The sequence below is a fragment of the Enterococcus sp. DIV1767 genome (genome assembly GCF_050542585.1).
Lineage (GTDB): Bacteria > Bacillota > Bacilli > Lactobacillales > Enterococcaceae > Enterococcus_D > Enterococcus_D innesii.
Genome location: NZ_CP172936.1, coordinates 13,891 through 39,292, shown reverse-complemented (window position 1 = coordinate 39,292; position 25,402 = coordinate 13,891). Strand labels below are relative to the sequence as shown.

Annotated in this window: 26 protein-coding genes and 1 other annotated feature; of the genes, 5 read left to right on the top strand and 21 right to left on the bottom strand. The window is 45.4% G+C overall.

The window, feature by feature from the left end:
• Positions 1-88: 88 nt before the first annotated feature.
• The 5 genes from IGI78_RS00190 to yfmF all read right to left on the bottom strand — a co-directional run bounded on the left by IGI78_RS00190 (position 89) and on the right by yfmF (position 6,095).
• Positions 89-1,327 carry a competence/damage-inducible protein A gene (locus IGI78_RS00190; RefSeq protein ID WP_195265641.1) on the bottom strand — a complete coding sequence of 413 codons (1,239 nt, stop codon included), beginning with the start codon at positions 1,325-1,327 and terminating at the stop codon, positions 89-91.
• A gap of 127 nt (positions 1,328-1,454) precedes the next feature.
• A complete protein-coding gene (pgsA, locus tag IGI78_RS00185) occupies positions 1,455-2,036 on the bottom strand; it encodes a CDP-diacylglycerol--glycerol-3-phosphate 3-phosphatidyltransferase (RefSeq protein ID WP_008376742.1) in 582 nt (193 codons plus the stop codon).
• 132 nt (positions 2,037-2,168) lie between these two features.
• Complete coding sequence (locus IGI78_RS00180) at positions 2,169-3,071, bottom strand: helix-turn-helix domain-containing protein (RefSeq protein WP_430618182.1); 903 nt, start codon at positions 3,069-3,071, stop codon at positions 2,169-2,171.
• Positions 3,072-3,535: 464 nt separating this feature from the next.
• Positions 3,536-4,834, bottom strand: coding sequence for an EF-P 5-aminopentanol modification-associated protein YfmH (yfmH, locus tag IGI78_RS00175; RefSeq protein ID WP_430618180.1), 1,299 nt, complete (start codon positions 4,832-4,834; stop codon positions 3,536-3,538).
• Entirely contained in the window at positions 4,827-6,095 is a 1,269-nt protein-coding gene (gene yfmF, locus IGI78_RS00170) for an EF-P 5-aminopentanol modification-associated protein YfmF (protein ID WP_195265647.1), read from the bottom strand. The genes yfmH and yfmF overlap by 8 nt, the downstream gene beginning before the upstream one ends.
• A 161-nt stretch (positions 6,096-6,256) precedes the next feature.
• Here yfmF and mscL point away from each other — a divergent pair, with 161 nt between their 5' ends.
• The gene (gene mscL / locus IGI78_RS00165) at positions 6,257-6,703 is read left to right on the top strand and encodes a large conductance mechanosensitive channel protein MscL (protein ID WP_077453215.1); all 447 of its coding nucleotides are present in this window, start codon (positions 6,257-6,259) and stop codon (positions 6,701-6,703) included.
• Positions 6,704-6,798: 95 nt separating this feature from the next.
• On the opposite strand, the gene IGI78_RS00160 is transcribed toward mscL, so the two are convergent.
• The 12 genes from IGI78_RS00160 to IGI78_RS00105 all read right to left on the bottom strand — a co-directional run bounded on the left by IGI78_RS00160 (position 6,799) and on the right by IGI78_RS00105 (position 17,108).
• Complete coding sequence (locus IGI78_RS00160; protein WP_077453217.1) at positions 6,799-7,251, bottom strand: GNAT family N-acetyltransferase; 453 nt, start codon at positions 7,249-7,251, stop codon at positions 6,799-6,801.
• Positions 7,252-7,312: 61 nt separating this feature from the next.
• Complete coding sequence (locus tag IGI78_RS00155) at positions 7,313-7,558, bottom strand: Veg family protein (protein WP_005226417.1); 246 nt, start codon at positions 7,556-7,558, stop codon at positions 7,313-7,315.
• 87 nt (positions 7,559-7,645) lie between these two features.
• Positions 7,646-8,209, bottom strand: coding sequence for a sigma-70 family RNA polymerase sigma factor (locus tag IGI78_RS00150; protein ID WP_195265650.1), 564 nt, complete (start codon positions 8,207-8,209; stop codon positions 7,646-7,648).
• A 94-nt stretch (positions 8,210-8,303) separates the two neighbouring features.
• Positions 8,304-8,822: an NYN domain-containing protein gene (locus IGI78_RS00145; protein ID WP_005226413.1), complete on the bottom strand. Its 519-nt coding sequence runs from the start codon at positions 8,820-8,822 to the stop codon at positions 8,304-8,306.
• Positions 8,819-9,658 (bottom strand): 23S rRNA (guanosine(2251)-2'-O)-methyltransferase RlmB, encoded by an 840-nt coding sequence (gene rlmB, locus IGI78_RS00140; RefSeq protein WP_010748485.1) that lies wholly within the window; start codon positions 9,656-9,658, stop codon positions 8,819-8,821. Before rlmB ends, IGI78_RS00145 begins: the two co-directional genes overlap by 4 nt.
• Complete coding sequence (locus IGI78_RS00135) at positions 9,624-10,046, bottom strand: Mini-ribonuclease 3 (RefSeq protein ID WP_015508687.1); 423 nt, start codon at positions 10,044-10,046, stop codon at positions 9,624-9,626. The genes rlmB and IGI78_RS00135 overlap by 35 nt, the downstream gene beginning before the upstream one ends.
• The gene (gene cysS, locus IGI78_RS00130) at positions 10,043-11,455 is read right to left on the bottom strand and encodes a cysteine--tRNA ligase (RefSeq protein WP_140966355.1); all 1,413 of its coding nucleotides are present in this window, start codon (positions 11,453-11,455) and stop codon (positions 10,043-10,045) included. The genes IGI78_RS00135 and cysS overlap by 4 nt, the downstream gene beginning before the upstream one ends.
• Positions 11,448-11,984, bottom strand: a complete 537-nt coding sequence (gene epsC, locus IGI78_RS00125; protein WP_081117733.1) for a serine O-acetyltransferase EpsC — start codon at positions 11,982-11,984, stop codon at positions 11,448-11,450. The genes cysS and epsC overlap by 8 nt, the downstream gene beginning before the upstream one ends.
• Positions 11,985-12,049: 65 nt before the next feature.
• Positions 12,050-12,248: a binding site (T-box leader), on the bottom strand.
• Positions 12,245-13,702, bottom strand: a complete 1,458-nt coding sequence (gltX, locus tag IGI78_RS00120; RefSeq protein WP_195265652.1) for a glutamate--tRNA ligase — start codon at positions 13,700-13,702, stop codon at positions 12,245-12,247. Its footprint overlaps the feature before it by 4 nt.
• A gap of 169 nt (positions 13,703-13,871) precedes the next feature.
• Positions 13,872-15,011, bottom strand: coding sequence for a PIN/TRAM domain-containing protein (locus IGI78_RS00115; RefSeq protein ID WP_005226396.1), 1,140 nt, complete (start codon positions 15,009-15,011; stop codon positions 13,872-13,874).
• A 172-nt stretch (positions 15,012-15,183) separates the two neighbouring features.
• Entirely contained in the window at positions 15,184-16,554 is a 1,371-nt protein-coding gene (gene radA, locus IGI78_RS00110) for a DNA repair protein RadA (protein ID WP_005226394.1), read from the bottom strand.
• A gap of 44 nt (positions 16,555-16,598) precedes the next feature.
• Positions 16,599-17,108, bottom strand: coding sequence for a dUTP diphosphatase (locus IGI78_RS00105; RefSeq protein WP_195265654.1), 510 nt, complete (start codon positions 17,106-17,108; stop codon positions 16,599-16,601).
• Positions 17,109-17,297: 189 nt separating this feature from the next.
• Here IGI78_RS00105 and proB point away from each other — a divergent pair, with 189 nt between their 5' ends.
• Together proB and IGI78_RS00095 are read left to right on the top strand one after the other, a co-directional pair.
• A complete protein-coding gene (gene proB, locus IGI78_RS00100) occupies positions 17,298-18,113 on the top strand; it encodes a glutamate 5-kinase (protein ID WP_081117600.1) in 816 nt (271 codons plus the stop codon).
• Positions 18,110-19,354: a glutamate-5-semialdehyde dehydrogenase gene (locus IGI78_RS00095; protein WP_195265656.1), complete on the top strand. Its 1,245-nt coding sequence runs from the start codon at positions 18,110-18,112 to the stop codon at positions 19,352-19,354. The genes proB and IGI78_RS00095 overlap by 4 nt, the downstream gene beginning before the upstream one ends.
• 101 nt (positions 19,355-19,455) lie before the next feature.
• Here IGI78_RS00095 and IGI78_RS00090 read toward each other — a convergent pair whose 3' ends face one another.
• Positions 19,456-19,857 (bottom strand): DUF4809 family protein, encoded by a 402-nt coding sequence (locus IGI78_RS00090; protein ID WP_086293479.1) that lies wholly within the window; start codon positions 19,855-19,857, stop codon positions 19,456-19,458.
• Positions 19,858-20,007: 150 nt separating this feature from the next.
• Between IGI78_RS00090 and IGI78_RS00085 the strand changes: the two genes are divergently transcribed.
• Entirely contained in the window at positions 20,008-20,211 is a 204-nt protein-coding gene (locus IGI78_RS00085) for a hypothetical protein (RefSeq protein WP_008376766.1), read from the top strand.
• A 57-nt stretch (positions 20,212-20,268) separates the two neighbouring features.
• Here the strand turns inward: IGI78_RS00085 and IGI78_RS00080 are convergent, their stop codons facing one another.
• Positions 20,269-21,087, bottom strand: a complete 819-nt coding sequence (locus IGI78_RS00080) for a ZIP family metal transporter (protein WP_195265657.1) — start codon at positions 21,085-21,087, stop codon at positions 20,269-20,271.
• Positions 21,088-21,295: 208 nt separating this feature from the next.
• On the opposite strand from IGI78_RS00080, the gene IGI78_RS00075 reads away from it, so the two are divergent.
• The gene (locus tag IGI78_RS00075) at positions 21,296-22,918 is read left to right on the top strand and encodes an ABC-F family ATP-binding cassette domain-containing protein (protein WP_430618179.1); all 1,623 of its coding nucleotides are present in this window, start codon (positions 21,296-21,298) and stop codon (positions 22,916-22,918) included.
• A gap of 99 nt (positions 22,919-23,017) precedes the next feature.
• On the opposite strand, the gene IGI78_RS00070 is transcribed toward IGI78_RS00075, so the two are convergent.
• Entirely contained in the window at positions 23,018-23,893 is an 876-nt protein-coding gene (locus tag IGI78_RS00070) for a DegV family protein (RefSeq protein ID WP_016611673.1), read from the bottom strand.
• Between the two features lie 140 nt (positions 23,894-24,033).
• Positions 24,034-25,326 (bottom strand): adenylosuccinate synthase, encoded by a 1,293-nt coding sequence (locus IGI78_RS00065; RefSeq protein ID WP_005232916.1) that lies wholly within the window; start codon positions 25,324-25,326, stop codon positions 24,034-24,036.
• Positions 25,327-25,402: the final 76 nt, after the last annotated feature.

Here is a 25,402-nt window from a genome sequence, read left to right as displayed (position 1 = left end):
TTATATTCATCACTTTCGTGTGTCGTTCATAAGATAATAATAGTCCTTCTGAAGGGAAATTGCAAGAAAAAACGAACAAACATTCGCATTAATTTAATAATTCCTTACGTATTTGATTTAAGCCTGCCATGACAGCACTATGCCGAATATAGGCGCGGTCGCGGTTGAAGTGATACAGCTGGCTCGAGACGCCTTTGTCAGAAGCTAAGGCGATCCAAACAATGCCTTTGGGCTGGCCTTCTAGTTCGTCTGGACCAGCAACACCAGTAAACGCCACCGCATAATCGGTCTCTGCTTGTTTGCGGGCATAGACAGCCATTGCTTCCGCACATTCCTGACTAACAGTCCCATAGCTTTCTAAAAGCGCTGGATCGATGCCTAAGAGCTTGCTTTTTGTTCCAGCAGAATATGTCACGAACCCACCGGGAAACACCTCAGAGACGCCAGGAATCCCTCCTAGGGTCGCTTGGAACAAACCAGCGGTCAAACTTTCCGCTGCGGTGACGGTTTTCTTTTTCTCGATCAGTAGCTCGACGACTGTTTCTGCCAGCGAATTTTGTTCCCCATATCCATAGAAATACGCACCGACCCGTGCTTGGACGGTTTCTTCTAATGCATCCAATTGTTTGATCCCTTGCGCCTCGTCTGCGGTTTTGACCGTCAGACGCAACGTGACCTCATTGGGTTTGGCATAAGGGGCGATGGTGGGATTGACTTGATTCTCGATCAAATCGGCCAATTCTGTGACCAACGCCGATTCCCCGATCCCGTAATAGCGCAAAACGCGAGAAAGCAAGACTTCTTCTTGGGGAAACTGCTCTAAGAGAAGTGGTTTTGCGTGGGTAAGAAACATCGCCTGCAGTTCACTTGGTGGTCCTGGCAGCAGCAAATAACTGGTAGCAGCTGTCTGATAAAAGATCCCGATCGCTAGTCCATTGGGATTTGGCAAAGACACACCGTCCTTAAAAACGAGGGTCTGCCGCAAATTGTTTTCCGTCATCCTCCGTTGACTGTTTTCAAAGAAGGCTTTCAATTGGTGATAACCTGGTTCATCTCGCACTAATTCCTGTCCCACATGGCGGGCAGTGACTTGTTTCGTCAAGTCATCGTCTGTGGGCCCTAAGCCGCCGCACAGCACGATCAAGTCGCTGCGTTTGTCGGCGATCGTCAGCAATTCCTCTAAGCGATTGGGGTTGTCGCCGACAACACTATGATAAAAAACATCGATCCCTAGACTTGCCAGTTCTTCTGACAAGAAGGTCGCGTTCGTATTCACCACCTGTCCTAAAAGTAATTCGGTCCCGACTGCAATAATTTCTGCTTTCATTCTTTTACTCCTTCATTTATCAGATACGTAAAAGTCTTTCATATTGACAAAAAAAGTCCAGAAAACTTCTGAACTTTCGTGACTTGTATCCTTGTTTTTATCGCTTCTTTATCTAGATTTAGAAATTTTACATAGAATCTTTAAAAACATTCGTATTTTTTATGAAATAATCGACCCCGGAATAGATCGTGAAGATCAAGCATAGATACAACATGATTTGATCGACAGGTAAACCGATCATTGAAAAGGGAATGTTGTTCAAGAACAAGAAAATGATCGCAACCATTTGTGTCGCGGTTTTGATTTTCCCCGGCCACGCAGCAGCCATGACTTCCCCGCTTTGTTCCACTAACAACAAGCGTAAACCTGTCACTGCCAACTCGCGACAAACGATGATCGAAACTACCCAGCCTGGGGCTTTGTCTAATTCAACCAGCATGATAAAAGCCGTCATGACGAGCATTTTATCTGCTAACGGGTCAGCAAACTTCCCGAAGTTGGTAACAAGGCCTCTGGAACGAGCGATCTTGCCATCTAGCCAGTCTGTAATGCTGGCTGCCGCAAAAAGGATCGCTGCAATAAGGTGCGTGTTTTCTAATTGTGTCGTACCAACGGTCAGCGTGCCAAGATCGATCGGCAAAACCAAGACCAAAATAAAGATGGGGATCATAATGATCCGTAATACAGTTAATTGATTGGGTAAATTCACGAAATAGACTCCTCTCTGCCGACTATTGTACGAAATAACGGCAAATCATGCCACTACTTCTGCTTTTCATCAGTCGGGTGCAACAGATAACTTTTTAGCTAATGATACCTCAATAAGGCGCATTTGTCAGATTTATACCGCATCGTCTTGGTATTCAATCACGAGACGGACCGTCTTTTGTAACAATTCAAATTGTGGATCAGAAAAGTCCACTTCCTGTCCATTGGCCTTGATGGAGATATTTTGGCTTGCTCCCAGGGTCAAAGTCGCATTCGTGGCGCCTTCTGGCAGCGTCATCGATTGCGTTTCCCCCGCTTGTAGAGTGTATTGGTACACATAAGCGTTGTCGACTTGTACACCGACCCAACAAGAAGCATCTAGCCCAGTAAATGCTAATTCAATAGGGTTTTCCGCATCTTTCATCGTGATCGTGATCGACGATTGCGTCGAATCACTGGCAGTCATCGTCATTTTCGCTTCGCTGGATTCCGTCGTACTTGAGGACTCCGTCGCTTCACTCGAAGTACTGGTTTCTTCCGTACTTGTCGTGGTGGAAGCTGTAGACGCCGAATTTTCTACCACGAGAGAAGAACTCCCTTGGATCATCGGCGTCGTGTTCCGATCTTGCCAAGCCATGTAGCCTACGATACTCACGATCGTAATGGCAACCAGACCTAATAAAATCATCGGCAAATAGCGGACAACAAAGGAGCCGCTTTTTTCTTCTACGTGCTGTGCTTTTCGCGAGCCGCTGACGGTTTCAGGCTGCGGTCTTTTTGGTAAGGGGGCATCTAACGTCTCTTTGCCATCAAAAACGGCCACCAATTTGTCGCCGTCTTCTCCAACTGCTGCTGCATATTGGCGAATAAACGCGCGAACATAAAAAGTGCCTGGCAATTGATCAAAACGCTCCGCTTCAATTGCTTCTAAATAGCGTTTTTGGATCTTTGTCATTTGTTGTAATTCAATCAATGAAATGTTTTTATCTAAACGGGCTTGCCGTAATTTTGCTCCAATCGTTGTTTCGTTGGCCACTCGATCATCTACTCCAGTCTTTTATTCATCTTTAAAAAAAGCCCTAAAATCGCTGCGCTGCTTGTCGTAAGGTCAGCAAAGCAGCTCTATCATTTTAAAACAGGGGTTCCCTGTATCGGTCAATAAAAAAGTTACGTCGCGCCGATTTCCACTTGGACACGCCGTCTACTAAATATAACATTTTTTCCGTGATTTTTTGCAAGAAAACAAAAAAAGATTTTGCTCCAATAATTAAAGAATACCATAAAAGAAAAAGTCTGAGGATAGCCTAACGACAACTCGCAAACAAATTTTAATACTTTTCGCCAAATTGGCATCAAAATGCAAGGAAAAACCGTCCTTTGACGCAAAAAAGAAAACACTGAATGACCAAAGAGTTGGCCAGCCCTTGATCTGTTGGGCTTTCCTCCTTGAATCATTCAGTGTTACTTAGATGACAGTTAGTTAACAAAATGCATCTTCGTTTAGGCTTTTTCCGTTGGATACATGTAAAAACGGCTAAACGCTTTAGGATCGATAAAGGAACGAGCCGCTTGCTGAACATCTTCTAAAGTGATGGATTGGATCACCTCCGGTAGATCAAAGAGCGTCGTTTCTCCGAATAAGCTTTGGGTAAACTGGTTTGCGATAAACTCCAATGAGTTCAGGGATTGGAAATATTTCCCTAGCATTTTCTTCTTCAATAACGTCAAGTTTTCTTCATTAATTTCTGGGTCGTGCTGGAAATTCATTAAGATCGCTTCGATCTCCGCCAACATTTCTTTGGGATCTTCAGAATCCCCCGAGAAATCGGCAAAGTAAAAGCCGCGATCCAAGTTCACTTCAAACCCAAACGTGTCATCGATGATGCCTTGATCATACAGACGCAAATAATTGGCGGACGTATTGCCTAAAACCAATTGGCAGAAAAGATTCAACGCATTTTTGAAGCGTAAGAGCTCTCTTCCTGATTCCGGCAGTTTGTTCAAGTCCCCTTTGATCCCTAACACGCCTTTGGCACGTGTTACTGGCATGGTAAGACTTGATTCTGCTTGAATATCGGCAAAGGTTTCTTCAGGAAACTGGCGAATGATCGTCTGCGTTTCTGGAAAGGTCTTGGCCGCTTGATTGGTCCGAATCCACGCCATCGTTTCTTCCGGATCGATATTGCCTACCACAAAAAGCGTCATATTGCTTGGGTGATAGAAGGTATTGTAGCAAAGATACAAGTCTTCTGCGGTGATCTGCGCAATACTTTCCACCGTACCAGCGATATCGATATGCAAGGGGTGCTTTGGATACAGATTTTTGATAATACCGAAAAACTGCTGCCAGTTCGGATCGTCATCATACATTTGGATTTCTTGACCAATGATCCCTTTTTCTTTTTCGACGGTTTCTTCTGTAAAATACGGGGCTTGAACGAAATCGATCAACGTTTCAAGATTCAGCTTGATTTGATCGGTTGCCGAAAAAAGGTAGCTGGTTTTCGTGAAACTGGTAAAGGCATTGGCAGAAGCCCCCTGCTGACCAAAGGTTTGAAAGACATCGCCGTCTTCTTTTTCAAACAGTTTGTGCTCAAGAAAATGGGCAATGCCATCTGGAACTTGATGCAATGCTTCGAGCGAAAACCCGAAATGGTTGTCGACAGAGCCATAGTTCGTACTGAAAAGTCCGTAAGTTTTATGGAAATCGGCTTTTGGCAGCAAATAAACTTTCAAGCCGTTTGGCAATACTTCTTCATAAAGGGTCTCATTGATTTGCTGATAGACTTTTTTATTCATGGGTCGTCTCCTTATCCAGGAAGAATACAGCTTGCAAGGACACGTTTTTGGCCAATGCTTGGACATCTGCCACGGTCACTTGAGCCAATTTCTGCATAAATTCATCTTCCGTCATTTTCGTATTCGGTACCCACTGATTCAGATAGGCTGTTTCGATCAGTGCTTGTGGGTTATCCAACGAAAGCAAGTACTGGTTTTTCAACATCGCTTTTGTTTGTGCCAGTTCTTCCGCTGTGACTTCGCCACGCTGCAAGCTTTGCAGCTGTTGTTCGATCAATTTGAAGACCTTGTCCCGGTTTTTGCCGTCGATCCCTGTTTGGACCGACAAGTACCCGCGAAACGTATCAATACTGCTGGACGCATAATAAGCCAAACTTTCTTTCTCACGGACATTCATAAACAATTTGGAATGGGGGAAACCGCCAAACAACCCGTTGAAGACCATAAAGGCGATCCGCTCAGCTTGGTCATAATACACGCCAGTATGATAGCCTAAGTTCAATTTGGCTTGAATGATTGGTTCCCGCAAGATTTTCTCGCGAATGATGTTTTCCGCCGCTTGCTGATAAAAGACCGGCATTGCTTGGTCTGGCCGATCGGTAAAGGCCATGTTCTGGAAAATCTCCGCGACTTCTGCTTCAACCACATCGCCGATCACGAAAAGATCGATTTGGTCATTGTCCATCATTGAGCGATAGGTTTGGTAAAGCTCTTTTGCGGTCACAGCTTCTAAGTCTTGGGGACGACCAAAGCTTGGATACTTCTGATTCTGATCGTTTTCGAAATACAACTCTTGCAGCCCTAAAGAAGCCAATGCTTGCTTGTCTTCGGCCACGCTGTTCATATAGGCGATCAAGTTGTGCTTTTCGATGGTGAAGTTCTTTTCTTCAAATTGCTCCTCGTGAACATTCGGATGGAAAAAAACTTCTGCTAAAAAAGCGGCTGCTTGCGGCAAGACGGCTTCATCTGACACATACTTCCCGTTGACAAAGGACATCGCTGCATTGATTTGATGCAGATTGCCCCGTTTGTTGACATTCATACCAAAGCTGGCACCGTAAAGCTCCGCCAGTTGACTGCTAAATGCGGTCTGTGTCGGATAAGCCAAACTAGTCGTTTCTAATAAACTGGTTAATAAAGTCCGTTTGGCGGTCATTTCAGCCTGCAATGGTGCAGTGAACCGAACGAAAAAACGGATCGTTTTATACTTTTTGGTCGGAAGCACCGTTAACCGAACACCTTTTTTTAATTCAATAGACATGTGACACCCCTTCTAGAAGCAAAATTATCTCTTCAATTATAGCATAGCTGACAAACTTTCTCCTTGGCTCATTGATTAAACCTACTGCAGCGAGCGTTTTTTTTTATAAATCTTGCATTTTTCGCTATACTATCAGTAAGATTTAGAAGGGAGGATACAGGATGATTAAAGAATTTAAAGAATTTATTTTACGAGGAAACGTCATTGACTTGGCGATCGGGGTCGTAATCGGGAGTGCCTTCACCGCAATCGTCACGAGTTTAGTTGAAGGATTGCTGACACCATTGGTTTCATGGATCTTATCACTCTTCGGTAACGCCGATGCCTTTTCTGGCTTGGTCTTTGAACCCGCCAAAAATGTGGTCTTTGATTTCGGCCGCGTAATCACTGCCATTATTACGTTCTTGATTACCGCATTTGTTTTGTTCTTGATTGTCAAAGCAGTCAACAAATTACGCAATCTGAAGCAACAACCTGAAGAAGAAGAAGTACCAGAAGTCACTGCAGAGGATTATTTAGAAGAGATTCGTGATCTTTTAAAAGCACAAACACCTACTGCCAACACCGTTGATCCACGCCCAACATCGTTGGACGATACGATCAGATAAAAAGACGGCTCTTTGTCAATAAGGACAAAAGAAACCATTCGGATTCATCAGATTCATCAATCTTAGCGCTAAAAGAAGCAAGCACGCGAACCTTTCTAGTGAGTCGCTGTGCTTGCTTCTTTTTTCATCCCGACATGCAGGATCCCGTCTTCATAAAAAGGCGGTGTAATGGTTTTAAAGCCGTACTGGCCGTAGAATTTTTCTAAGTGGGCTTGCGCTTCGATCTCAATAGGCAAAGCCGGATAACACTGCTCAATGCGTTGCAAAACTTCTTTGATCAGACGATGACCTTCGTTTTGCCCCCGGTATGCTGGTGCCACAATGACCCGACCAAAATGCACCGTTTGTTCCTGCTGGAAAATACGGGCGTAGGAAACGATCTGCCCGTCCTCATCGAGGGCCCATAAATGTTTGGCCTGTTCATCGATCGCATCGATCTCTTGATACGCACACGCTTGTTCCACCACAAAAACCGCTGTACGCAAACGGGCAAGTTGATAAAACTCCACCCCAGTCATTTCCCCTAACTCTTTTAGAAAAAACGCCATCCCATCACTCCTTATCTTATTGAACCAAAAAAGAGTCAACAAAGTGTCAACTCTTCTTGTTTCAAACAGCTTCTGATAAAAATTCAATCTCAACAGTTCTGGTTAAAATATCTGAATAACTATAAGAAACCCGCTCGAATGAATTCTCATTTGGATCCAAATCTACAACAAAAACTGAAGGATAAGTTTCTGTCAAAACGCCGCGACGTTCAGTTTGACGCTTACGTCCAGTCTGAGCAACTAGCATAATCTCACTACCGATACGGCCTTCTAAATCTTTCTTGATCGTAGCTAAAGTTGTTGGCATCGCATTCACCTCGAGCATCATCATACCACGAAAAGCAGAAAATTTCAAGTTTACCATAAAATAATTCTACTTTCAATAAGATTTTTGTTAAACACCCTTGATAAGCGCTATCAACTTTGTCCGTCCGCGGCTGAAAGCGCTTTTTATTTTTTCGTAAGGCAGCTTTTCTTGTGCGGCAATCTGATCAAGTTCTAATCCTTTTAAATAATTCATTATAACCATTCGTTCTAAAGACGATAAATTTTTCGGATACTCTGCTAACGATTCATTAACGAACAAATAGGTCTCTGCAGTTTCCGCACAGCGATTATGATCGGTCAAAAACCGATTGCCTTCTTGTGAAAGCTTTTCTTCCAGCGAGCAGGCATCGACTTGAGCTTTGCGTTTTTGGGCATGCTGCGCCCGCAATAAGCTGCAGATACGGTTTTCAAACGAACGCTTAAACAAGATACCCAGCGTCGTTCCCTTGTCCTGATCGTAAGTCTTTAGACACTTATTAAAAACGATCCGACCTTCTTGCAGCCAATCATCTAAGTCATAATCCCGCAGATAATATTTTTTATGCAAAATCTCAACGATCGGTCGATATTTTCTGAACAACTCTTCAAATCTATCTGAACGGTGCGATACTTGTCTTTCCTTTGTGCGCATCGAGATCACTCCTTTTGTTTTGCTTCATTTGCTACAAAAGGAGCGTATCATAAATGGCTCGGTCATCTTCTAATTTACCAGACCAACTTTGTCCCTAACTAAGGTCCCGCAATTTCTTTTCAAGTTCGGCTAATTGTTCCGGTGACCAGGGGGAATTGCGCCGGAAATTTTCAAACCGCAAGTCGGTTTGATGCTCGTGGATGTCTTTTTCCGTTTTTTCCACGCTTTTGTACAATTCCCGTGCCGAAGTCCGCAAGGCACCTTGAGAGAAGATCACCCACTGTTCGGCTAAATCGCTGGTAGCGACGGTGACTTGCGTCAATCGATTGTTTAATTCACCAGCGATTCGTTCGATGTAGCTGTCGGCGGTCTCTCCTTCTTCGGTAAAAATAACTTCCAGCTGATATTTGGTGTAACTTTGTGTCACACCAGGCACCAGTTGGGCATCAAAAACAACGATGATTTTCAACCCTTCATATTTTGCATAATTTGACAGCCGGTTCAGTAAGGCTTCTCGGGCATCTTCTAAACGGTCCTGATTTTTCAAAAGAACCAGCTCCGGCCAAGCGCCAATCATATTGTAGCCATCCACGATCAGCAAAGGGGTTTTCATTGGGACGCCCCATTTCGGCTAGTAAAGGCCTGATACATTAACAAGCCCGCCGCCACACTGGCATTCAAGCTCTGCACGTGACCGGTCATTGGGATCGTCAGCATTTGATCCACTTCTTTTTTCAAGCCTTCTCCCATGCCGCGACCTTCGTTACCGATGATCAAACCGACCGCCCCTTGAGCATTCCATGTGCGGTAATCACTGCCGCTCATATCAGTACCAAAGATCCAAAAACCAGCTTTTTTCAGCTGCTGGACTGCTTGGGTCAAATTAGTCACGCGGGCCACAGGAATATGTTCCACTGCACCAGTCGATGTTTTCACCACGATCGGCGTGATCCCCACCGCACGGTGTTTCGGAATGATGATCCCGTCTACGCCGCTGGCATCAGCGGTTCGCATGATGGAGCCGAAATTATGGGGATCTTCTAGATTATCCAAAATCAGATACAGCGGCTGTTCTTTCGTTTGGGCCAACAATTCATCCAAGGTCAAATACTGGTAAGGGGTGATCGCCAAGATCATGCCTTGATGGACCCCTTGGTCACTCATCGTATCCAGCTTTTGTTTTGGCACCCATTTGACCGGAACTGCCTGTTCCCGCGCCATTTCTTTCAAACGATCGATTTTTTCTCCCCGTGCTTCTTCGGAAAGAAACAGCTTGTTGCCTCGCCCTTCTTTCAAGGCTTCAGCAACCGCATGATAGCCAAAGACAAAATTATCTTCGATGGCTTCTCCAGCGGCTTCTTTGCGGCGATCCGGTCTATTTTCTTGTCTGGCTTCTGATCGGCCAGCTGTTTTTTTATTTGGACGCTTTCTTTGCGGTTTTTCTCGCATCTTCTTCTCCTACTTTCTTTATACACCAGTCTATTAGCTCGTCTAAGCGTTCTTTTTGCTGCGTGAGGTGCAAATACCCGATCAGCGATTCAAAGCCAGTAGCGATACGATACGTCGTGACATCGGCATTTTTGGCACCCGTATGGCTTTTACTATTACGGCCGCGGCGGTAAAAATCATGTTCTTCTTCGGTCAGGATCTCTTCATCCAACATCTTTTGGATCAACGCCGCTTGGGCTTTGGCTGACACATAGTGGGTCGCCATATGGTGCAGTTGGTTCGGTCGAGTTTGGCCTTGGGCGACTAAATAATCGCGAATATAGACTTCATAGACCGCATCCCCCACATAGGCCAATGCCAAACCATTCAATTGTTTATAATCTCTCATGCTTCTCGTCTCCATCGGGTTCCTTGCGGGGTATCTTCTAAGATGATCCCTTGTTCTTTCAACTCATCACGGATTTGGTCGCTGCGGGCAAAATCTTTGGCTTTGCGGGCGGCAATCCGTTCATTGATCAGCTGTTCGATTTCTTCATCCAGCAATTCTTCTGATACAAAATAAATCCCGAAAATCGTCAGCCATTCGCTGAATTTGGCTAATCCAGCGGCTAATAAAGCCAAGTCTGTTTCTGGGTCTTCGCTAGCTAAGTTCAGCCACTTCGCCAATTCATAGACCACTGTGATCCCATTAGCCGCGTTGAAATCATCGTCCATTTCTTTGATGAAACGTTCTTCAAATTCTTCCAGAACCGGTGCATTGACTTCCTCATCGCTGGCTTGATTGTGACTGCTATTCAAGCGGAATTTGGCATTTTCATAGGTCGTCCGCAATTTTTGCAGATTGGTTTGTGCTTCATGCAAGGTAGTCTCGCTGTATTTGATTGGTCGGCGGTACTGAGTCGTTGCCAAAAAGAAACGCAGCACCTGTGGATCAACTTTTTTGACCATCTCATGCACCGTGACGAAGTTGCCTAGTGACTTACTCATTTTTTCTTCGTCTTCACCGATTGTCACATAGCCGTTATGCATCCAATAGTTGGCGAAGGTCTTGCCGGTTTTTGCCTCGCTTTGGGCGATCTCATTTTCATGATGCGGGAAGGTCAAGTCTTGTCCGCCTCCATGAATATCGATGGTCTCGCCTAGGTGTTTGGTCGCCATCACCGAGCATTCGATATGCCAGCCGGGACGGCCGGCTCCCCAAGGAGATTCCCAAGCGATCTCATCGCCTTTTGCCGCTTTCCACAAAGCAAAATCCAACGGATCTTCCTTGATTTTTTGTTCTTCACCGGTCCGCTGGCTTGCGCCGACTTCCAGCTCATCGATGGATTGGTCGCTTAATTGCCCATAGTGAGCAAATTTACGGGTACGGTAATAAACATCGCCATTGACTGGATAGGCATAGCCTTTTTCTACAAGAGCAGCAATAAAGGCAATGATGTCTTCGATATGATCCATCACACGAGGATTCATCGTAGCAGGTTTGACGTTCAGCGCTGCGGTATCTTCATTGAAGGCGTTGATAAAACGCTCTGCCACTTCTGGGGCCGTCGTGCCTAATTCTTTTGCCGCACGAATGATTTTATCATCGACATCGGTAAAATTCATCAAATAGTCCACTGTATAGCCGCGGTATTCAAAATAACGGCGTACGGTATCAAACGACACAGTACTACGGCCATTCCCGATATGGATATAGTTATAGACGGTGGGTCCGCAAACATACATTTTTACTTTCTTTTCTTCCAATGGCTGAAACACTTCTTTTTCCCGTGTCAGCGTATTATAGATTTTAATCATCGTGGGTAACCTTCTTTCCTTTGATTCGAACGATCTTTGCTGGGATTCCAACAGCAGTTGCTTCTGCGGGGATATCCTTCAAAACCACTGCATTGGCGCCGATCTTTGCATATTCACCGATTGTGACAGGACCTAAGATCTGCGCATGGGCTGAGAGAAACGCACCGGTTTTGACCGTGGGATGACGCTTGCCTCGCTCTTTGCCGGTTCCCCCCAGGGTGACTCCGTGAAACAAGACGACATCATCTTCAATGATCGCCGTTTCCCCAATCACGACCCCCATCCCATGATCGATAAAGACCCCTTGGCCGATCTGCGCACCAGGATGAATCTCGATCCCAGTCAAGAAACGCCAAAACTGGGCTGTCAGTTTTGCCAAAAAATACCAGCGATGCTGAAACAAAAAATGCGACCAACGATGCCAAAACAAGGCATGAAATCCTGGGTATGTGATGATGATCTCCAACGTTGATCGTACCGATGGATCATGTTTTTTTGTTGCCGCAATTGCTTTTTTGAACCAAGTCATCTTCTCACCTGCTTTATCCAAACTTCTTGATACGAAAAAAGCGTCTTTCAAATAAGTTTCCTTATTCAAAAGACGCTTTTTTGCGTGGTCCCACTTTTGTTCGCAGTTCGGTACTGCCTTCAAGCGGGTAACGTCCGCTGCTTCGTCTTTGACTTGCGCCAAAGCCACTCCTAGGTGCATTTCCTAGCCTTTTTTGACCACTCTCACCTTCCGTGGCCTCTCTGAAAAAAATCGGCTAGTACTTCGTCTATTCGCTGTGTTTATAACACGTTATTCAAATGATCAAGGGCTTTTTCTTTCCCTAATAATTCAACGGTATCTGGTAGTTCTGGTCCGTGGGTTTGGCCTGAGACCGCCACGCGGATCGGCATGAATAAATTCTTGCCTTTGATGCCTGTTTCTTTTTGGATCTCTTTGATGGCTGCTTTGACTGCCGCAGCCTCAACGACTGGCATCGCCTGTAATTTTTCTTTAAAGGCTGTCAAAACCGTCGGTACAGTTTCTCCTGCCAAGACTTCTTTGGCTGCATCATCTAATTCAGGGTGTTCTTCGAAGAACAATTCCGAAAGATCGACGATTTGTGCCGCAAAACTCATTTGTGGTTGATACAAGGACACGATTTTTTTCAACCAAGCAGCTTTTTCTTCGGTCAATGTTTCTTCGATGCGGCCAGCTTTTACCAAGTAAGGAACGCACATTGCCGTCAATTCATCCAAATCCATTTGTTTCATGTATTGGTTATTGACCCATTCCAATTTCTTGGCATCGAAGGCAGCTGGTGATTTGCTCAACCGTTCAGGATCAAAGATTTTGATCAATTCTTCTTGAGAGAAGATTTCTTCTTCCCCTACTGGTGACCAGCCTAAAAGTGCAATAAAGTTGAACATAGCATCTGGCAAATAGCCCAATTCACGGTATTGCTCGATGAATTGCAGAATCGATTCGTCCCGTTTGCTTAATTTTTTCCCGGTTTCGCTATTGATGATCAACGTCATATGCCCGAATTCTGGTGCTTGCCAGCCAAATGCTTCATAGATCATCAACTGTTTTGGTGTGTTGGCGATGTGGTCATCTCCACGCAGCACATGGGTGATTTTCATATGATGGTCATCCACTGCTACTGCAAAGTTGTAGGTCGGCATGCCATCACGTTTTTGGATGACAAAATCGCCACCGACATTATCTGATTCAAAAACGATCTCGCCTTTGACCATGTCGTGGAATTTGTATTCAGTATTGCGAGAGACACGGAAACGAATCACTGGTTTCAAGCCTTGTGCTTCTTTTTCGGCTTGCTCTTCCGGTGTTAAGTTGGCACATTTCCCTGCATAATGAGGCATTTCGCCACGAGTTCTTTGGCCTTCACGTTCGGCTTCCAATTCTTCTTCCGTACAATAACACTTATACGCACGATTGCTTGCAAGCAATTGATCGATCAGTGGTTGGTAGATATCGCCGCGTTCTGATTGACGATACGGACCGTATTCTCCTGGATTTTCAGGTGATTCGTCCCAATCCATTCCTAACCATTGCAAGTTTTCAAGCTGGCTTTTTTCACCATCTTCAATGTTTCTTTTTTGATCGGTGTCTTCGATTCGGATAATAAATTCACCGTCATTATGACGAGCAAACAAATAATTGAATAAAGCCGTCCGAGCATTCCCGATGTGTAAATGTCCTGTTGGACTTGGCGCGTAACGTACACGTACTTTTGTCATTGTTTTCCTCTTCCTTCATCTGATTTCCAAGCCAGCCAAGCTGCTTGGGGCTTATTGTTCAGTTTAGTGGGAAAGACCCGCGTAAAAAACAGAACCCTCAAGTTGAATTGTACAATCAATAACCCAATTAGTAAAGGCAGCTGGCATATTTTACGCCAGCTGCCTAGGATTATTTCTCTGATTTCGATCCTTCTTTGTTGTCGATGCCGCGACCAGAATGGGCTGGTTTGGCAAAAATCATCCGCCCAGCTGCCGTTTGCAAGGCGCTGGTGACGATCACTTCGATGTGTTCATTCATGTAATGCTGGCCATCTTCCACCACGACCATCGTCCCGTCATCTAGATAAGCGACCCCTTGCTGGCGCTCCGTGCCAGCTTTCACCACTAAGACGTGCATGCTTTCTCCTGGAATCACCACTGGTTTGACCGCATTGGCCAACGCATTGATATTCAAGACAGGCACATTTTGAAATTCAGAAACTTTGTTTAAATTGTAATCATTGGTCACGACGACACCATCCAGCATCTTCGCTAACTTGATCAGCTTGCTATCAACTTCGGAAATGTCTTCAAAATCGCCTTCATACATCTCAACTGCGATGCCTTCTTCTTTTTGCAAAGCATTCAAAATATCCAAGCCGCGGCGGCCCCGAACCCGTTTCAAACTATCGCCAGAATCTGCGATGTATTGCAATTCGTACAAGACAAAATTCGGAATCAGCAAGACGCCTTCTAAAAAGCCGGTTTTGGCAATGTCATAGATCCGACCATCAATGATCACGCTGGTATCCAAAATTTTGTATTTGTGGAAATGGTCCGCGATTTTTCTTTCTAGCATCTGCTGTTCATCTTGCTCTTGCGGCTCTGCCTTTTTGTTTTTCGGGGCAAAGACTTTTTTCCATTCATCGATCCGTGTCGTCCCGATCTGAAAACCGAGATACCCTAACAGGACCATCACTAAGATTGGGGCGATCCCGTTGATAAAAGGAATATCCCAATTGTAAAAAGGAATCGACACGATCACACCGATCATCAGACCGATGATCGAACCAATTGCGCCAAACAAGAGATAGGTTAAGCTCAATTCACTTAGTTTTTCTTCAATTTTGCGAATACCGGCTGCAATATATTTCGCTAATAGTAAAGATAATAAAAAGAAAATAAGGGCTCCAAGCAAACTATTAGTGATGTTATTATTCAGCCATTCATTTTGGGTTTGCCCAATGGCTTGCCATGCGATAGGCATCAGTGAGATCCCCAGACTTGCTCCGGCAAGTACCATTAGTGCGGTAATGACTCGTTTCTGCATACATGTTCCTCCATACTCCAGTAGGTTTCTTTTGTTCAAAAATCCGTGCTGCCAAACAGGCTCTTTCCGCCAGTCAGCGGTTGTCGATCGGTTGTTTAGTTCAAATGAATGAACCAGCAGCGTCAGGGCAAGAGGAAGGGAGATTGCCCCTTGCTCTTGCGTTGACTCCACTTTAACGGAAGACTTTCCGTAAGGTTTCGGCTAAGGTAGACACGCCTTCGACTTCGATGCCTTTTGGCGGCTGCCAACCAGTCAGATTATTTTTCGGCAAATAAACTTTTGTAAAGCCCAGTTTTTGCACCTCTTTGACCCGTTGCTCGATCGCATTGACTCGGCGAATCTCACCCGTCAAGCCGATTTCACCGATAAAACACTCCGTCGGGCTGGTGCCTTTTTCTTTATAGCTAGATGCGATACTAACAGCGATCGCTAGATCGATCGCGGGTTCATTTAATTTGACCCCGCCGGCTGCTTTTAAGTAGGCATCTTGATTTTGCAGCAGCAAGCCTGCCCGTTTTTCTAAAACCGCCATGATCAGCGAGACGCGGTTGAAGTCTAGCCCCGTCGTCGTGCGTTTGGCATTGCCGAACATCGTTGGCGTGACCAGTGCTTGGATCTCCACCAAGATTGGCCGACTGCCTTCCATTGCCACTACGATCGCCGATCCGGTTGCGCCTTCTAAGCGTTCTTCCAAAAAGACTTGTGACGGATTGGCGACTTCTTTCAACCCGCCTTCTTCCATTTCAAAAATCCCGATCTCATTGGTGGACCCAAAGCGGTTTTTGACGGCCCGCAAAATCCGAAAGCTGTGGTGCTTTTCGCCTTCGAAATACAAGACGGTATCTACCATATGCTCCAGCATCCGCGGTCCTGCGATCGAGCCTTCCTTCGTCACGTGGCCAACGATAAAGATAGCGATGCCATTGGTTTTAGCGATTTTCAGCAATTCTGCGGTCGTTTCTCGCACTTGGCTGACACTGCCTGCCACGCTGGTGATATCCGGTTGGGTCATGGTTTGGATCGAATCGATGATCACATAATCTGGACGGATGTTTTCGATCGCTTTACTGATCTCTGACATGTCCGTTTCCCCATAGAGATAAAATTCCGTGTCGATGGCGCCTAAGCGCTGCGCCCGCATTTTGATTTGTTCGGCACTTTCTTCTCCTGACACATACAAGACCGTCCCGCCGATCGCTGCTAATTGCTGGGAAACTTGCAAGAGCAGCGTCGATTTTCCGATCCCGGGATCCCCACCGATCAAAATCAAGGAACCTGGGACCACGCCGCCGCCTAAGACGCGATTCAATTCAGCGAGTTTCGTTTGGACCCGCGGTTCTTTTTTCGGTACGACATCGGCGATTTTCGTCGGCTGCATCTTTTGACCGGTCAATGTTGTTCGTACACGACGATCAGCGGTTTCTTGGATCACTTCTTCTACCATTGAATTCCAGCTGCCGCAATTGGGGCATTTTCCTAAATACTTAGGGGAACTATACCCGCAGTTTTGACAGACAAATTGACTTTTTGCTTTTTTTGCCATTGATCTCCTCCACTACTTCTATCAAACAGACCCCCAGGCAGGATTTACTGATTCGAGGAGCCAAAGCCGCCGGTTCGGCTGGCAGTGGTTGTATCTTGATCAGCTTTTAAGAACGGCAAGAAAATTCCTTGACCGATCCGCTCGCCTTTTTTAATGACGACATCTGTGGGGCCGAAATTGGTAAACTGAAACATGATATGCCCTTCATTATCTGGATTGTCATAGTAATCGCTGTCGATGACGCCGACACCATTCGTCAAGACTAAGAAACGTTTCAAAGGATTGCTGGAACGATTTGTCAGCTGCAAATACTCGTCTTCCCCCATATAGGCTTTGATCCCCGTGGGAACCAAGGTTGGCTTCAACTGTTTTGCGGTCTCTTTCGCAAAAAGCGCTTTGACCCCGTCGATCACGCCCGCTTTCCAAATGCTTGGCACCACGATTTCTTCCGCTGCTTCAAAGTCGTAACCAGCCGCATGATGGGTGGCACGTTGAGGCAAGGTGATGCTTTTTTCTTTATATGATGTAATAATTTCAAATCCTCGTAATTTCATGGGTTCCTCCAATAATAAAACATATAGCTATTTTAGCATAGGAAGAACTATTTTCTTCATGGAAAACACAATTATCGAAAAGTCTTTACAATTTCTTCGTTTAAAAATAGCTCAAAAAGAAAAAAGAGCATGACGAAACGCCCATTTGCGAGTACAATAGAAAAAATATCAAAAAATAGGCGGTGGCATATGCGCGCAGATCTTTCAAACAAAAACCGAATCGTTGTAAAAATCGGCACCAGCTCGTTGATTTATCCCAATGGTGCCATCAATCTAGCTGGCATCGATGAATTAGCCTTTGTCTTAGCAGCTTTACAAAACCAAGGCAAAGAAATCATCTTAGTTTCCTCTGGTGCGATCGGTGTTGGCATGAACAAGTTGAATTTGAAAGAACGACCCGTGGAGATCCCGCAGCAGCAAGCTGTGGCCGCCGTTGGCCAATCGGAACTGATGACGATCTACAACCAGCGTTTTCAAAGCTATAGCCAGCAGACTGCACAGATCCTGCTGACCAGAGACATCATCGAATTTCCCCAAAGCCGTCAAAACGTTAGCAACACCTTAGAACAGTTACTTGCGATGGGGATCATCCCGATCATTAATGAAAACGACACGGTGGCAGTGGATGAATTGGATCATCTCACCAAATTCGGCGACAATGACCAGCTGTCAGCGATCGTCGCTCAGTTGACGAAAGCCGAGCTTTTGATCATGCTTTCTGATATCGACGGCTTTTATTCCGCCAATCCGCTGAATGATCCTGAGGCTGTTTTGTATTCCGAGATCAATGAAATCACCCCGGAACTTTTAGAACAAGCTACGGGAAAAGGCAGTCCTTATGGAACCGGCGGTATGACCAGCAAATTAAAAGCCGCTCAACGTATCTTAGACTTGAACAGTCACATGCTGCTGGCTAACGGCAAGCAGCCGAAAATTATTTTTGACTTGCTCGCAGGGGAACCTGTCGGCACCCACTTTTATCAACGAACGGAGGATGAGCAATGAGCAATTTACAAACGATCGGTCAACAAGCACAAGCAAGCGCCCAGGCATTAAGCTTACTGAGTGCCAGTGAAAAAAACCACCTACTGGCAGCGATGGCCGATGCTTTAGAAAAAGCTACCGAGAAGATTTTAGCTGCTAATCAACAAGATCTAACCGCCGCAAAAGCCAAAGGAACCAGCCAAACGATGCTAGATCGTCTGTTGCTGACAGAACAACGGATCACCGAGATGGCTAACGGCATCCGAGAAGTCGCCCAATTGCCCGATCCAATCGGTGCCGTGGATAAAATGTGGCGCAATGCTGACGATCTTTTGATTGGTCAACAGCGGGTGCCTTTAGGGGTCATCGGCATCATCTACGAAGCCCGCCCTAATGTCACTACTGACGCGGCTAGTCTGTGTTTCAAATCAGGAAATGCCGTGATTTTGCGTGGCGGAAAAGAAGCCTTCCACTCCAATCAAGTCCTCGTGACTATTTTACAAGAGGCATTAGCTGCCAATGGACACTCCCGCCATGCGATCCAGTTTATCGAAGACACGAGCCACGAAACAGCGGCTGAACTAATGCGGCTGACGGATTACTTGGATGTTTTGATCCCCCGTGGGGGCGCCGGCTTGATTCGACGTGTCAAAGAGACCGCCACAGTACCAGTGATCGAAACCGGCACCGGCAACAACCATATCTACATCGACCAAGCAGCCCAGCTGCCGATGGCTCTGGCGATCGTCACGAATGCAAAGACGCAACGCCCTTCTGTCTGCAATGCCATCGAAACAATCCTCGTCCATGAAGCAGTGGCGGCAGAATTTTTGCCTATGGTAGAACAGCAATTTGCCGATCAAGTCGAATTGCGAGGAGATGAAAAAGCGTTGGCGTTTTTGAACAACGCGCAGCTTGCCACTGAAGAGGACTGGGCAACCGAGTTTTTAGACTATATCTTAGCGATCAAAGTGGTGGCTTCGCTAGAAGAAGCCATTGCCCACATCAATCACTACAATACGAAGCACTCTGAAGCGATCATCACTGATGATTATTTCGCTTCCCAACGCTTCTTGAAAGAAGTTGATGCGGCGGCGGTTTACGTCAATGCCTCGACCCGTTTCACCGATGGCTTTATGTTTGGCTTTGGTGCCGAGATCGGCATCTCGACGCAAAAACTCCATGCTCGTGGGCCAATGGGGTTAGAAGCACTGACTTCTACCAAATACATTGTTTATGGCGAAGGCCAGATCCGTAAGTAACGATACGCAAAAACAGCCACTTGCTGTAATGCCCCCAATAGTTAGACTAAAAAGCTAACTCCAGGAGGTCGCTACATGCGCAAGCGGCTTTTTGTGTCCTCTTATGCTTGTGCAGCCCGCAGAACGAAGGAAAGCGGTTCGATGCCGAACAATTCTGTCAGCACTCGATTGGTTGTGGCAAAAACGTCAGCTTCGCAACTCTTTTTCGGACAAGCAATCGTCTGTCCTTTGCTGGAAAACGTATCCTGACGGCTGCCCTCTACGAAAATTACTTCTTGCGTTCCTTTTTGATAGATCAGTCCTTCGTCTTCTTCTAATAATAAGCGAGTCTGCCACTGATTGATCTGGGCAATGGGCATCACCAAGGAAGCAGCATCCAAGTTTTCTAGTGAAAAACAACGACCATCTGGCAGCTGCAGCGTGAAGGTATTGAGTTCATAAGGCAAACAGGCATTGCACCCTCCTTCCGTGATGACTTGGCTCGTGAGGATTTCTACGTTCATTCTTTTTGACTCCTTTCATGAATGATTCATGTTTAGTTTATCACAAACCTATGGCGCACGGCGGAGCAATTATTCCGCCTTAAGTTGGATGTGTTTCTTTTTCTTTCTTGCTATGCTAAGGATAAGAAAAAAAGTCTAGGAGGAGTCACTATGAATACAGAAAGTTTATTAGGAAGAATCGTTACTGTCGTGGCAGTTTTAATCGCAGCATCTCTTGTTTTATCCGTCGTATTAGGCATTGTTGGTGGGTTGATCGGATTGATCTTCCGTTTCGGGATTCCTTTGTTGCTGGCCGTTTTGATCGTTCGCTGGTTAACCTCGATTCGCCAAAAGCCAAGAAAATATTATCGTTAATTGCAGGAAAACCAAAACCACCTGACTTTCCAACAGTCAGGTGGTTTTTTCTGTCCATCAGCCTAATGCGACATCTAGAACCATCATTAAGATAAAGCCTAACATGACGCCAAAGACCGCAAAATGGCGGCGACTCGTCAAGGTTTGCTGCGCTTCTGGAATCAATTCTTCCACCACTACATAGATCATAGCACCCGCTGCAAAAGCCAACGCATACGGCAAGACAGCGGACATACTCGTTACCAACAAAGCCCCGATCACACCGGCGATCGGTTCTACGATCCCGGACGCTTGCCCATACATAAAGGCTTTGGTTCGGCTTAACCCTTCTTGACGCAAGGGGATCGAAACGGCTGCGCCTTCTGGAAAATTCTGAATCCCGATCCCGATCGCTACCGAAAGCGCCGCTAAGATTGCTGCTCGCGGATCATCGGCACTAGCCGCCGCCCCAAACGCTACCCCTACCGCCAAGCCTTCTGGGATATTATGCAGCGTGATGGAAAAAACCAGCAAGATCGTTCGCTTCAAATGACTGGGCAAACCTTCTGTTTCATGATTTGGACCAAAATGCATATGCGGGAGCGTCTTATCTGCTGCATATAGAAACAAACCGCCCAAACCAAACCCGATGCTGACCACGAGCCACGGAATGTCGCCATTTTCTTCGGCTCGTGCGATCGCAGGATCTAATAACGACCAGAAACTAGCAGCGATCATCACGCCAGAGGCAAACCCCAGCATCGTATTCAGGACATTTTTATTGATTTCTTTGAAGAAAAAGACTAGCGCTGCCCCAAACGCCGTCATACCATACGTAAAGATCGTCCCCACCAGCGCTTGCTGCCATGGCGACAATCCAACCAACCAATCCACCATTCGTCTGCTCCTTTGTCTAACTATTCTACCAATACTCTAGCATAGGAAGCCGTCAGGTTCTACTAGGAAGGCAACAGCAACCATAATTTTTCTTTCACCAGGCCTATACCTTTCCTGACGAAATCCTCGGCTTTACTTGAAAGTTTCAACATTCATCGCTATAATGCTAGGAGACTCCATGTCAATTTATATAAAGTGAGGAAAAGAATTGATTACAGTAAGTGATGTAAGTTTGCATTTTTCAGACCGCAAACTGTTTGATGATGTTAATATTAAGTTTACGCCTGGTAATTGTTATGGTTTGATTGGTGCAAATGGTGCTGGTAAATCAACTTTTTTAAAAATTTTATCTGGTGAGATCCAACCTTCGACCGGGAATGTTTCTTTAGGTCCTGATGAACGGATGGCTGTCTTGAAACAGAACCACTATGATTACGAAGAGTTTCCAGTGATCGAAACGGTTATCATGGGCCATAAACGTCTCTACGAAGTGATGAAAGAAAAAGACGCGATCTACATGAAGGAAGACTTTTCTGATGAAGATGGGATTCGTGCCGCCGAACTAGAAGGCGAATTTGCGGAACTTGATGGTTGGGAAGCAGAGCCAGAAGCAGCCGTTCTTTTGCAAGGCTTGAACATTCCCGATGAATTGCATCATGTCTTGATGAAAGATCTAACTGCTGGTCAACGGGTGAAAGTCTTACTGGCACAAGCCCTTTTCGGTAAGCCAGACGTCTTGCTCCTAGATGAGCCTACCAACGGATTGGATATCCAATCTATCAACTGGTTAGAAGAGTTTCTGATCAACTTTGACAACACCGTTATCGTTGTTTCCCATGACCGCCACTTCTTAAATAAAGTTTGTACCCATATGGCCGATTTAGACTTCGGCAAAATCAAATTGTTTGTCGGCAACTATGATTTCTGGTTGGAATCAAGCCAATTAGCTGCGAAATTACAATCCCAATCAAATGCCAAAAAAGAAGAGCAGATCAAAGAACTGCAAGACTTTATCGCACGCTTTAGTGCCAATGCATCAAAATCCAAACAAGCAACATCTCGGAAAAAAATGTTGGATAAAATCACTCTTGATGATATTCAACCTTCGTCTCGCCGCTACCCGTTTGTCGGTTTTAAACCAGAACGTGAAATCGGGAATGACTTGCTGCAAGTCGACAATGTCAGTGTGACGATCGACGGCAAAAAGATTTTAGACAATATCTCTTTCACCTTGAATAAAGACGACAAAGTCGCTTTTGTTGCCAATAGCGATATCACCACCACGACGCTATTCAAAGTCATCATGGGGGAAATCACTCCTGATACAGGTAGTGTTCGTTGGGGCGTCACCACGCAGCATGCCTACTTGCCAAAAGATACGACCAGCGAATTCGATACGGATACCCTGATCGTTGATTGGCTGCGTCAATACGCAAGCAAGGAAGAAGACGACAATACCTTCTTGCGCAGCTTCCTAGGTCGCATGTTATTCTCTGGTGATGAAGTATTAAAACCCGTCAACGTTCTTTCCGGGGGCGAAAAAGTTCGCTGTATGTTGTCGAAAATGATGCTTTCAAAAGCCAACGTATTGGTGTTGGATGATCCAACCAATCACTTGGACTTAGAATCAATCACCGCATTAAACGATGGTTTGATGGCCTTCACCGGCTCATTGTTGTTTGCTTCTCATGACCACCAATTTATTCAAACCCTTGCGAACCGAATCATTGCGGTCTCTAGCAAAGGCGTGGTGGATCGTGCCGAAACGACCTACGATGAATTCTTAGAAAACAAAGATGTCCAAAAACGCGTAGCAGAATTGAATCAATAAGCTGCTTTTTAAAAAAATAACGCTCCATTTGCCCGCCACCAAGGCTGCAACTGGAGCGTTATTTTTATTTTGTCTAATACTTCGGGCATGTTGGGCAGGTTACGCTTGTTCTAACCGGGCTTTGCCGAATGAAAACAGCGCCAAGCAGCCATAGCCGGTATGACTGGAGATCGTTGGACCTAATGGATAATGATGAATAATAATGTCAGGAACTTTTTCGGTCAAACGTTTGATGACTTTCTCCGCTGCTTCGGCATCGCCGGCATTGGCAAAATAAACCGTATTGGTTTTTGATTCGTGAAGATTGGCAATGGTTTGATCCACGATTTTTTGGATTGCTTTGTTGCGTCCCCGTACTCGATCAACGCTGCGTAATTTTCCCGCGGTATCGACGGTAATGATTGGTTTCACGTTCAGCAATCCGCCGATTGCTGCCGCCGTTTTAGAGATTCTGCCGCCGCGTTCCAACTGTTTTAAATCATCAACGGTGACCCATGAATCTAAACGTAGTTTGTTTTCTTCTACCCATTGGCTGACTTCCAGCAACGAACGTCCTTGGGCTTTTTGTTGGGCTGCTTCAGCCACTAAGAAGCCTTCCCCTAAACTCGCAGAGCGCGTATCGATCAAGGTGATCGCGACTTCTTTGTATTCTTCTTTTAGTAAGGCTACGGCTTGGACGGCACTTTGGAATGAGCCGCTCATTCCTGAAGAAAAACCTAAATAAAGGACCGGTGTGCCCGCTTCGACATATGGCCGAAAATATTCCATATAACGTCCGACATTGATTTGAGAAGTCGTCGGTTGCGCATGCTCTTTTAGTTTTCCTAAAAACCATTCCGTATCAAATTCTTTGCCCATATCATCGATATATTCTTTGCCGTCTAATTCAATCAGCATTGGAATATAGGCGACATCTAGCTCCGCTAATCTTGCTGCTGGTAAATCACAGCAGGAATCTGTCATGATTTGAAACATGGTTTCACCCCTCTCGTTACCCCCTATTATAGCAAAAAAAGAACAAGACAGAAGAAATTCTCATCAAAAGCAGCCAAACTTATCGTTGACTGCTTTTGACGTAGGAGTTCTTTGTCTTGTTCTGATGCTTTTGCGTCAGGTTAGATTTGCGCCCAAACACTTTCTAAGATGTTGGTTTGGCTGCGGTCTGGTCCTACCGAGAAGGTCGAAATGCGGACACCGACTAATTCAGAGATGCGGTGAACGTAATTGCGTGCATTTTCTGGCAGATCTGCCAATGTTTTACAGCCAGTAATGTCTTCAGACCAGCCAGGAAGTTCTTCGTAGACCGGTTTGCAGCGGTTCAACTCTTTCAAGCTTGCTGGGTAATGATAGATCAATTCGCCGTCTAGTTCATAAGCGGTACAGATTTTCACGGTTTCTAAACCGCTCAAGACATCGATCGAGTTAAGGGATAGGTTCGTAATCCCTGAGACCCGTTTTGAATGGCGCATCACGACGGTATCAAACCAGCCCACACGGCGAGGACGTCCTGTCGTTGTTCCGTATTCACGACCGATCTTACGAATTTGTTCACCTGTTTCATCAAACAGTTCCGTTGGGAAAGGACCATCGCCTACCCGAGAGGTGTAAGCTTTGCAGACACCAACGACTTTGTTGATTTTTGAAGGACCCACACCACTACCAATAGTGACTCCCCCAGCAACAGGGTTGGATGATGTTACGAAAGGATAGGTTCCTTGGTCGATATCCAGCATCACGCCTTGTGCCCCTTCAAATAAAACTCGTTTGCCTTCATCTAAGGCATCGTTAAGGATCACCGAAGTATCCGTCACATATTTTTTGATTTGTTGGCCATATTCGTAATACTCTTCAAAAATGTCTTCAAAGGCAATTGGTTCTGCATCGAACATTTTCACGAATTGACGATTTTTTTCTTCTAAGTTGATACGCAGACGTTCTTCAAAAATTTCCTTGTCTAAAAGATCAGCGATCCGAATGCCGACTCTGGCAGCTTTATCCATATAGGCTGGTCCGATCCCTTTGATCGTCGTACCGATCTTGTTGTCACCTTTGGCATCTTCTTGCAGCTGATCCAAATGGATATGATAAGGTAAAATAACATGTGCACGATCAGAAATCTTTAAGTTTTCTGTTATTATATTGTTTTCTTTCAAGTATGCTAATTCTTTAACTAATGATTTCGGGTTCACAACGACCCCGTTTCCAATGACACTGATTTTATCTGCATAAAAGATCCCTGAAGGAATCAAATGCAGTTTATAGGTCACACCGTCAAATTTAATCGTATGGCCGGCATTGTCTCCACCTTGATAACGTGCAATGACTTCCGCGTTTTCACTCAAAAAGTCCGTAATCTTTCCTTTACCTTCATCGCCCCATTGTGTACCTACTACTACTACAGATGACATATAATGACCTCTTTCTTTAATTAGTGCATTCCTTAAGTATTGTAACAAGATTCGCAAGCTCTTTCAATCTAAAATC

Bases quoted from the DNA above. Each gene is read 5' to 3' on its own strand.
- radA (WP_005226394.1), bottom strand. From the start codon at position 16,554: ATGGCAAAAAAAGCAAAAAGTCAATTTGTCTGTCAAAACTGCGGGTAT.
- IGI78_RS00115 (WP_005226396.1), bottom strand. From the start codon at position 15,011: ATGCAGAAACGAGTCATTACCGCACTAATGGTACTTGCCGGAGCAAGT.
- proB (WP_081117600.1), top strand. From the start codon at position 17,298: ATGCGCGCAGATCTTTCAAACAAAAACCGAATCGTTGTAAAAATCGGC.
- IGI78_RS00080 (WP_195265657.1), bottom strand. From the start codon at position 21,087: ATGGTGGATTGGTTGGTTGGATTGTCGCCATGGCAGCAAGCGCTGGTG.
- epsC (WP_081117733.1), bottom strand. From the start codon at position 11,984: ATGACTTGGTTCAAAAAAGCAATTGCGGCAACAAAAAAACATGATCCA.
- mscL (WP_077453215.1), top strand. From the start codon at position 6,257: ATGATTAAAGAATTTAAAGAATTTATTTTACGAGGAAACGTCATTGAC.
- IGI78_RS00190 (WP_195265641.1), bottom strand. From the start codon at position 1,327: ATGAAAGCAGAAATTATTGCAGTCGGGACCGAATTACTTTTAGGACAG.
- IGI78_RS00135 (WP_015508687.1), bottom strand. From the start codon at position 10,046: ATGAGAGATTATAAACAATTGAATGGTTTGGCATTGGCCTATGTGGGG.
- yfmF (WP_195265647.1), bottom strand. From the start codon at position 6,095: ATGTCTATTGAATTAAAAAAAGGTGTTCGGTTAACGGTGCTTCCGACC.
- IGI78_RS00085 (WP_008376766.1), top strand. From the start codon at position 20,008: ATGAATACAGAAAGTTTATTAGGAAGAATCGTTACTGTCGTGGCAGTT.
- IGI78_RS00150 (WP_195265650.1), bottom strand. From the start codon at position 8,209: ATGCGCACAAAGGAAAGACAAGTATCGCACCGTTCAGATAGATTTGAA.
- IGI78_RS00095 (WP_195265656.1), top strand. From the start codon at position 18,110: ATGAGCAATTTACAAACGATCGGTCAACAAGCACAAGCAAGCGCCCAG.
- IGI78_RS00160 (WP_077453217.1), bottom strand. From the start codon at position 7,251: ATGGCGTTTTTTCTAAAAGAGTTAGGGGAAATGACTGGGGTGGAGTTT.
- IGI78_RS00070 (WP_016611673.1), bottom strand. From the start codon at position 23,893: ATGTTTCAAATCATGACAGATTCCTGCTGTGATTTACCAGCAGCAAGA.
- IGI78_RS00065 (WP_005232916.1), bottom strand. From the start codon at position 25,326: ATGTCATCTGTAGTAGTAGTAGGTACACAATGGGGCGATGAAGGTAAA.
- cysS (WP_140966355.1), bottom strand. From the start codon at position 11,455: ATGATTAAAATCTATAATACGCTGACACGGGAAAAAGAAGTGTTTCAG.
- gltX (WP_195265652.1), bottom strand. From the start codon at position 13,702: ATGACAAAAGTACGTGTACGTTACGCGCCAAGTCCAACAGGACATTTA.
- IGI78_RS00090 (WP_086293479.1), bottom strand. From the start codon at position 19,857: ATGAACGTAGAAATCCTCACGAGCCAAGTCATCACGGAAGGAGGGTGC.
- rlmB (WP_010748485.1), bottom strand. From the start codon at position 9,658: ATGCGAGAAAAACCGCAAAGAAAGCGTCCAAATAAAAAAACAGCTGGC.
- IGI78_RS00155 (WP_005226417.1), bottom strand. From the start codon at position 7,558: ATGCCAACAACTTTAGCTACGATCAAGAAAGATTTAGAAGGCCGTATC.
- IGI78_RS00105 (WP_195265654.1), bottom strand. From the start codon at position 17,108: ATGAAATTACGAGGATTTGAAATTATTACATCATATAAAGAAAAAAGC.
- yfmH (WP_430618180.1), bottom strand. From the start codon at position 4,834: ATGAATAAAAAAGTCTATCAGCAAATCAATGAGACCCTTTATGAAGAA.
- IGI78_RS00145 (WP_005226413.1), bottom strand. From the start codon at position 8,822: ATGAAAACCCCTTTGCTGATCGTGGATGGCTACAATATGATTGGCGCT.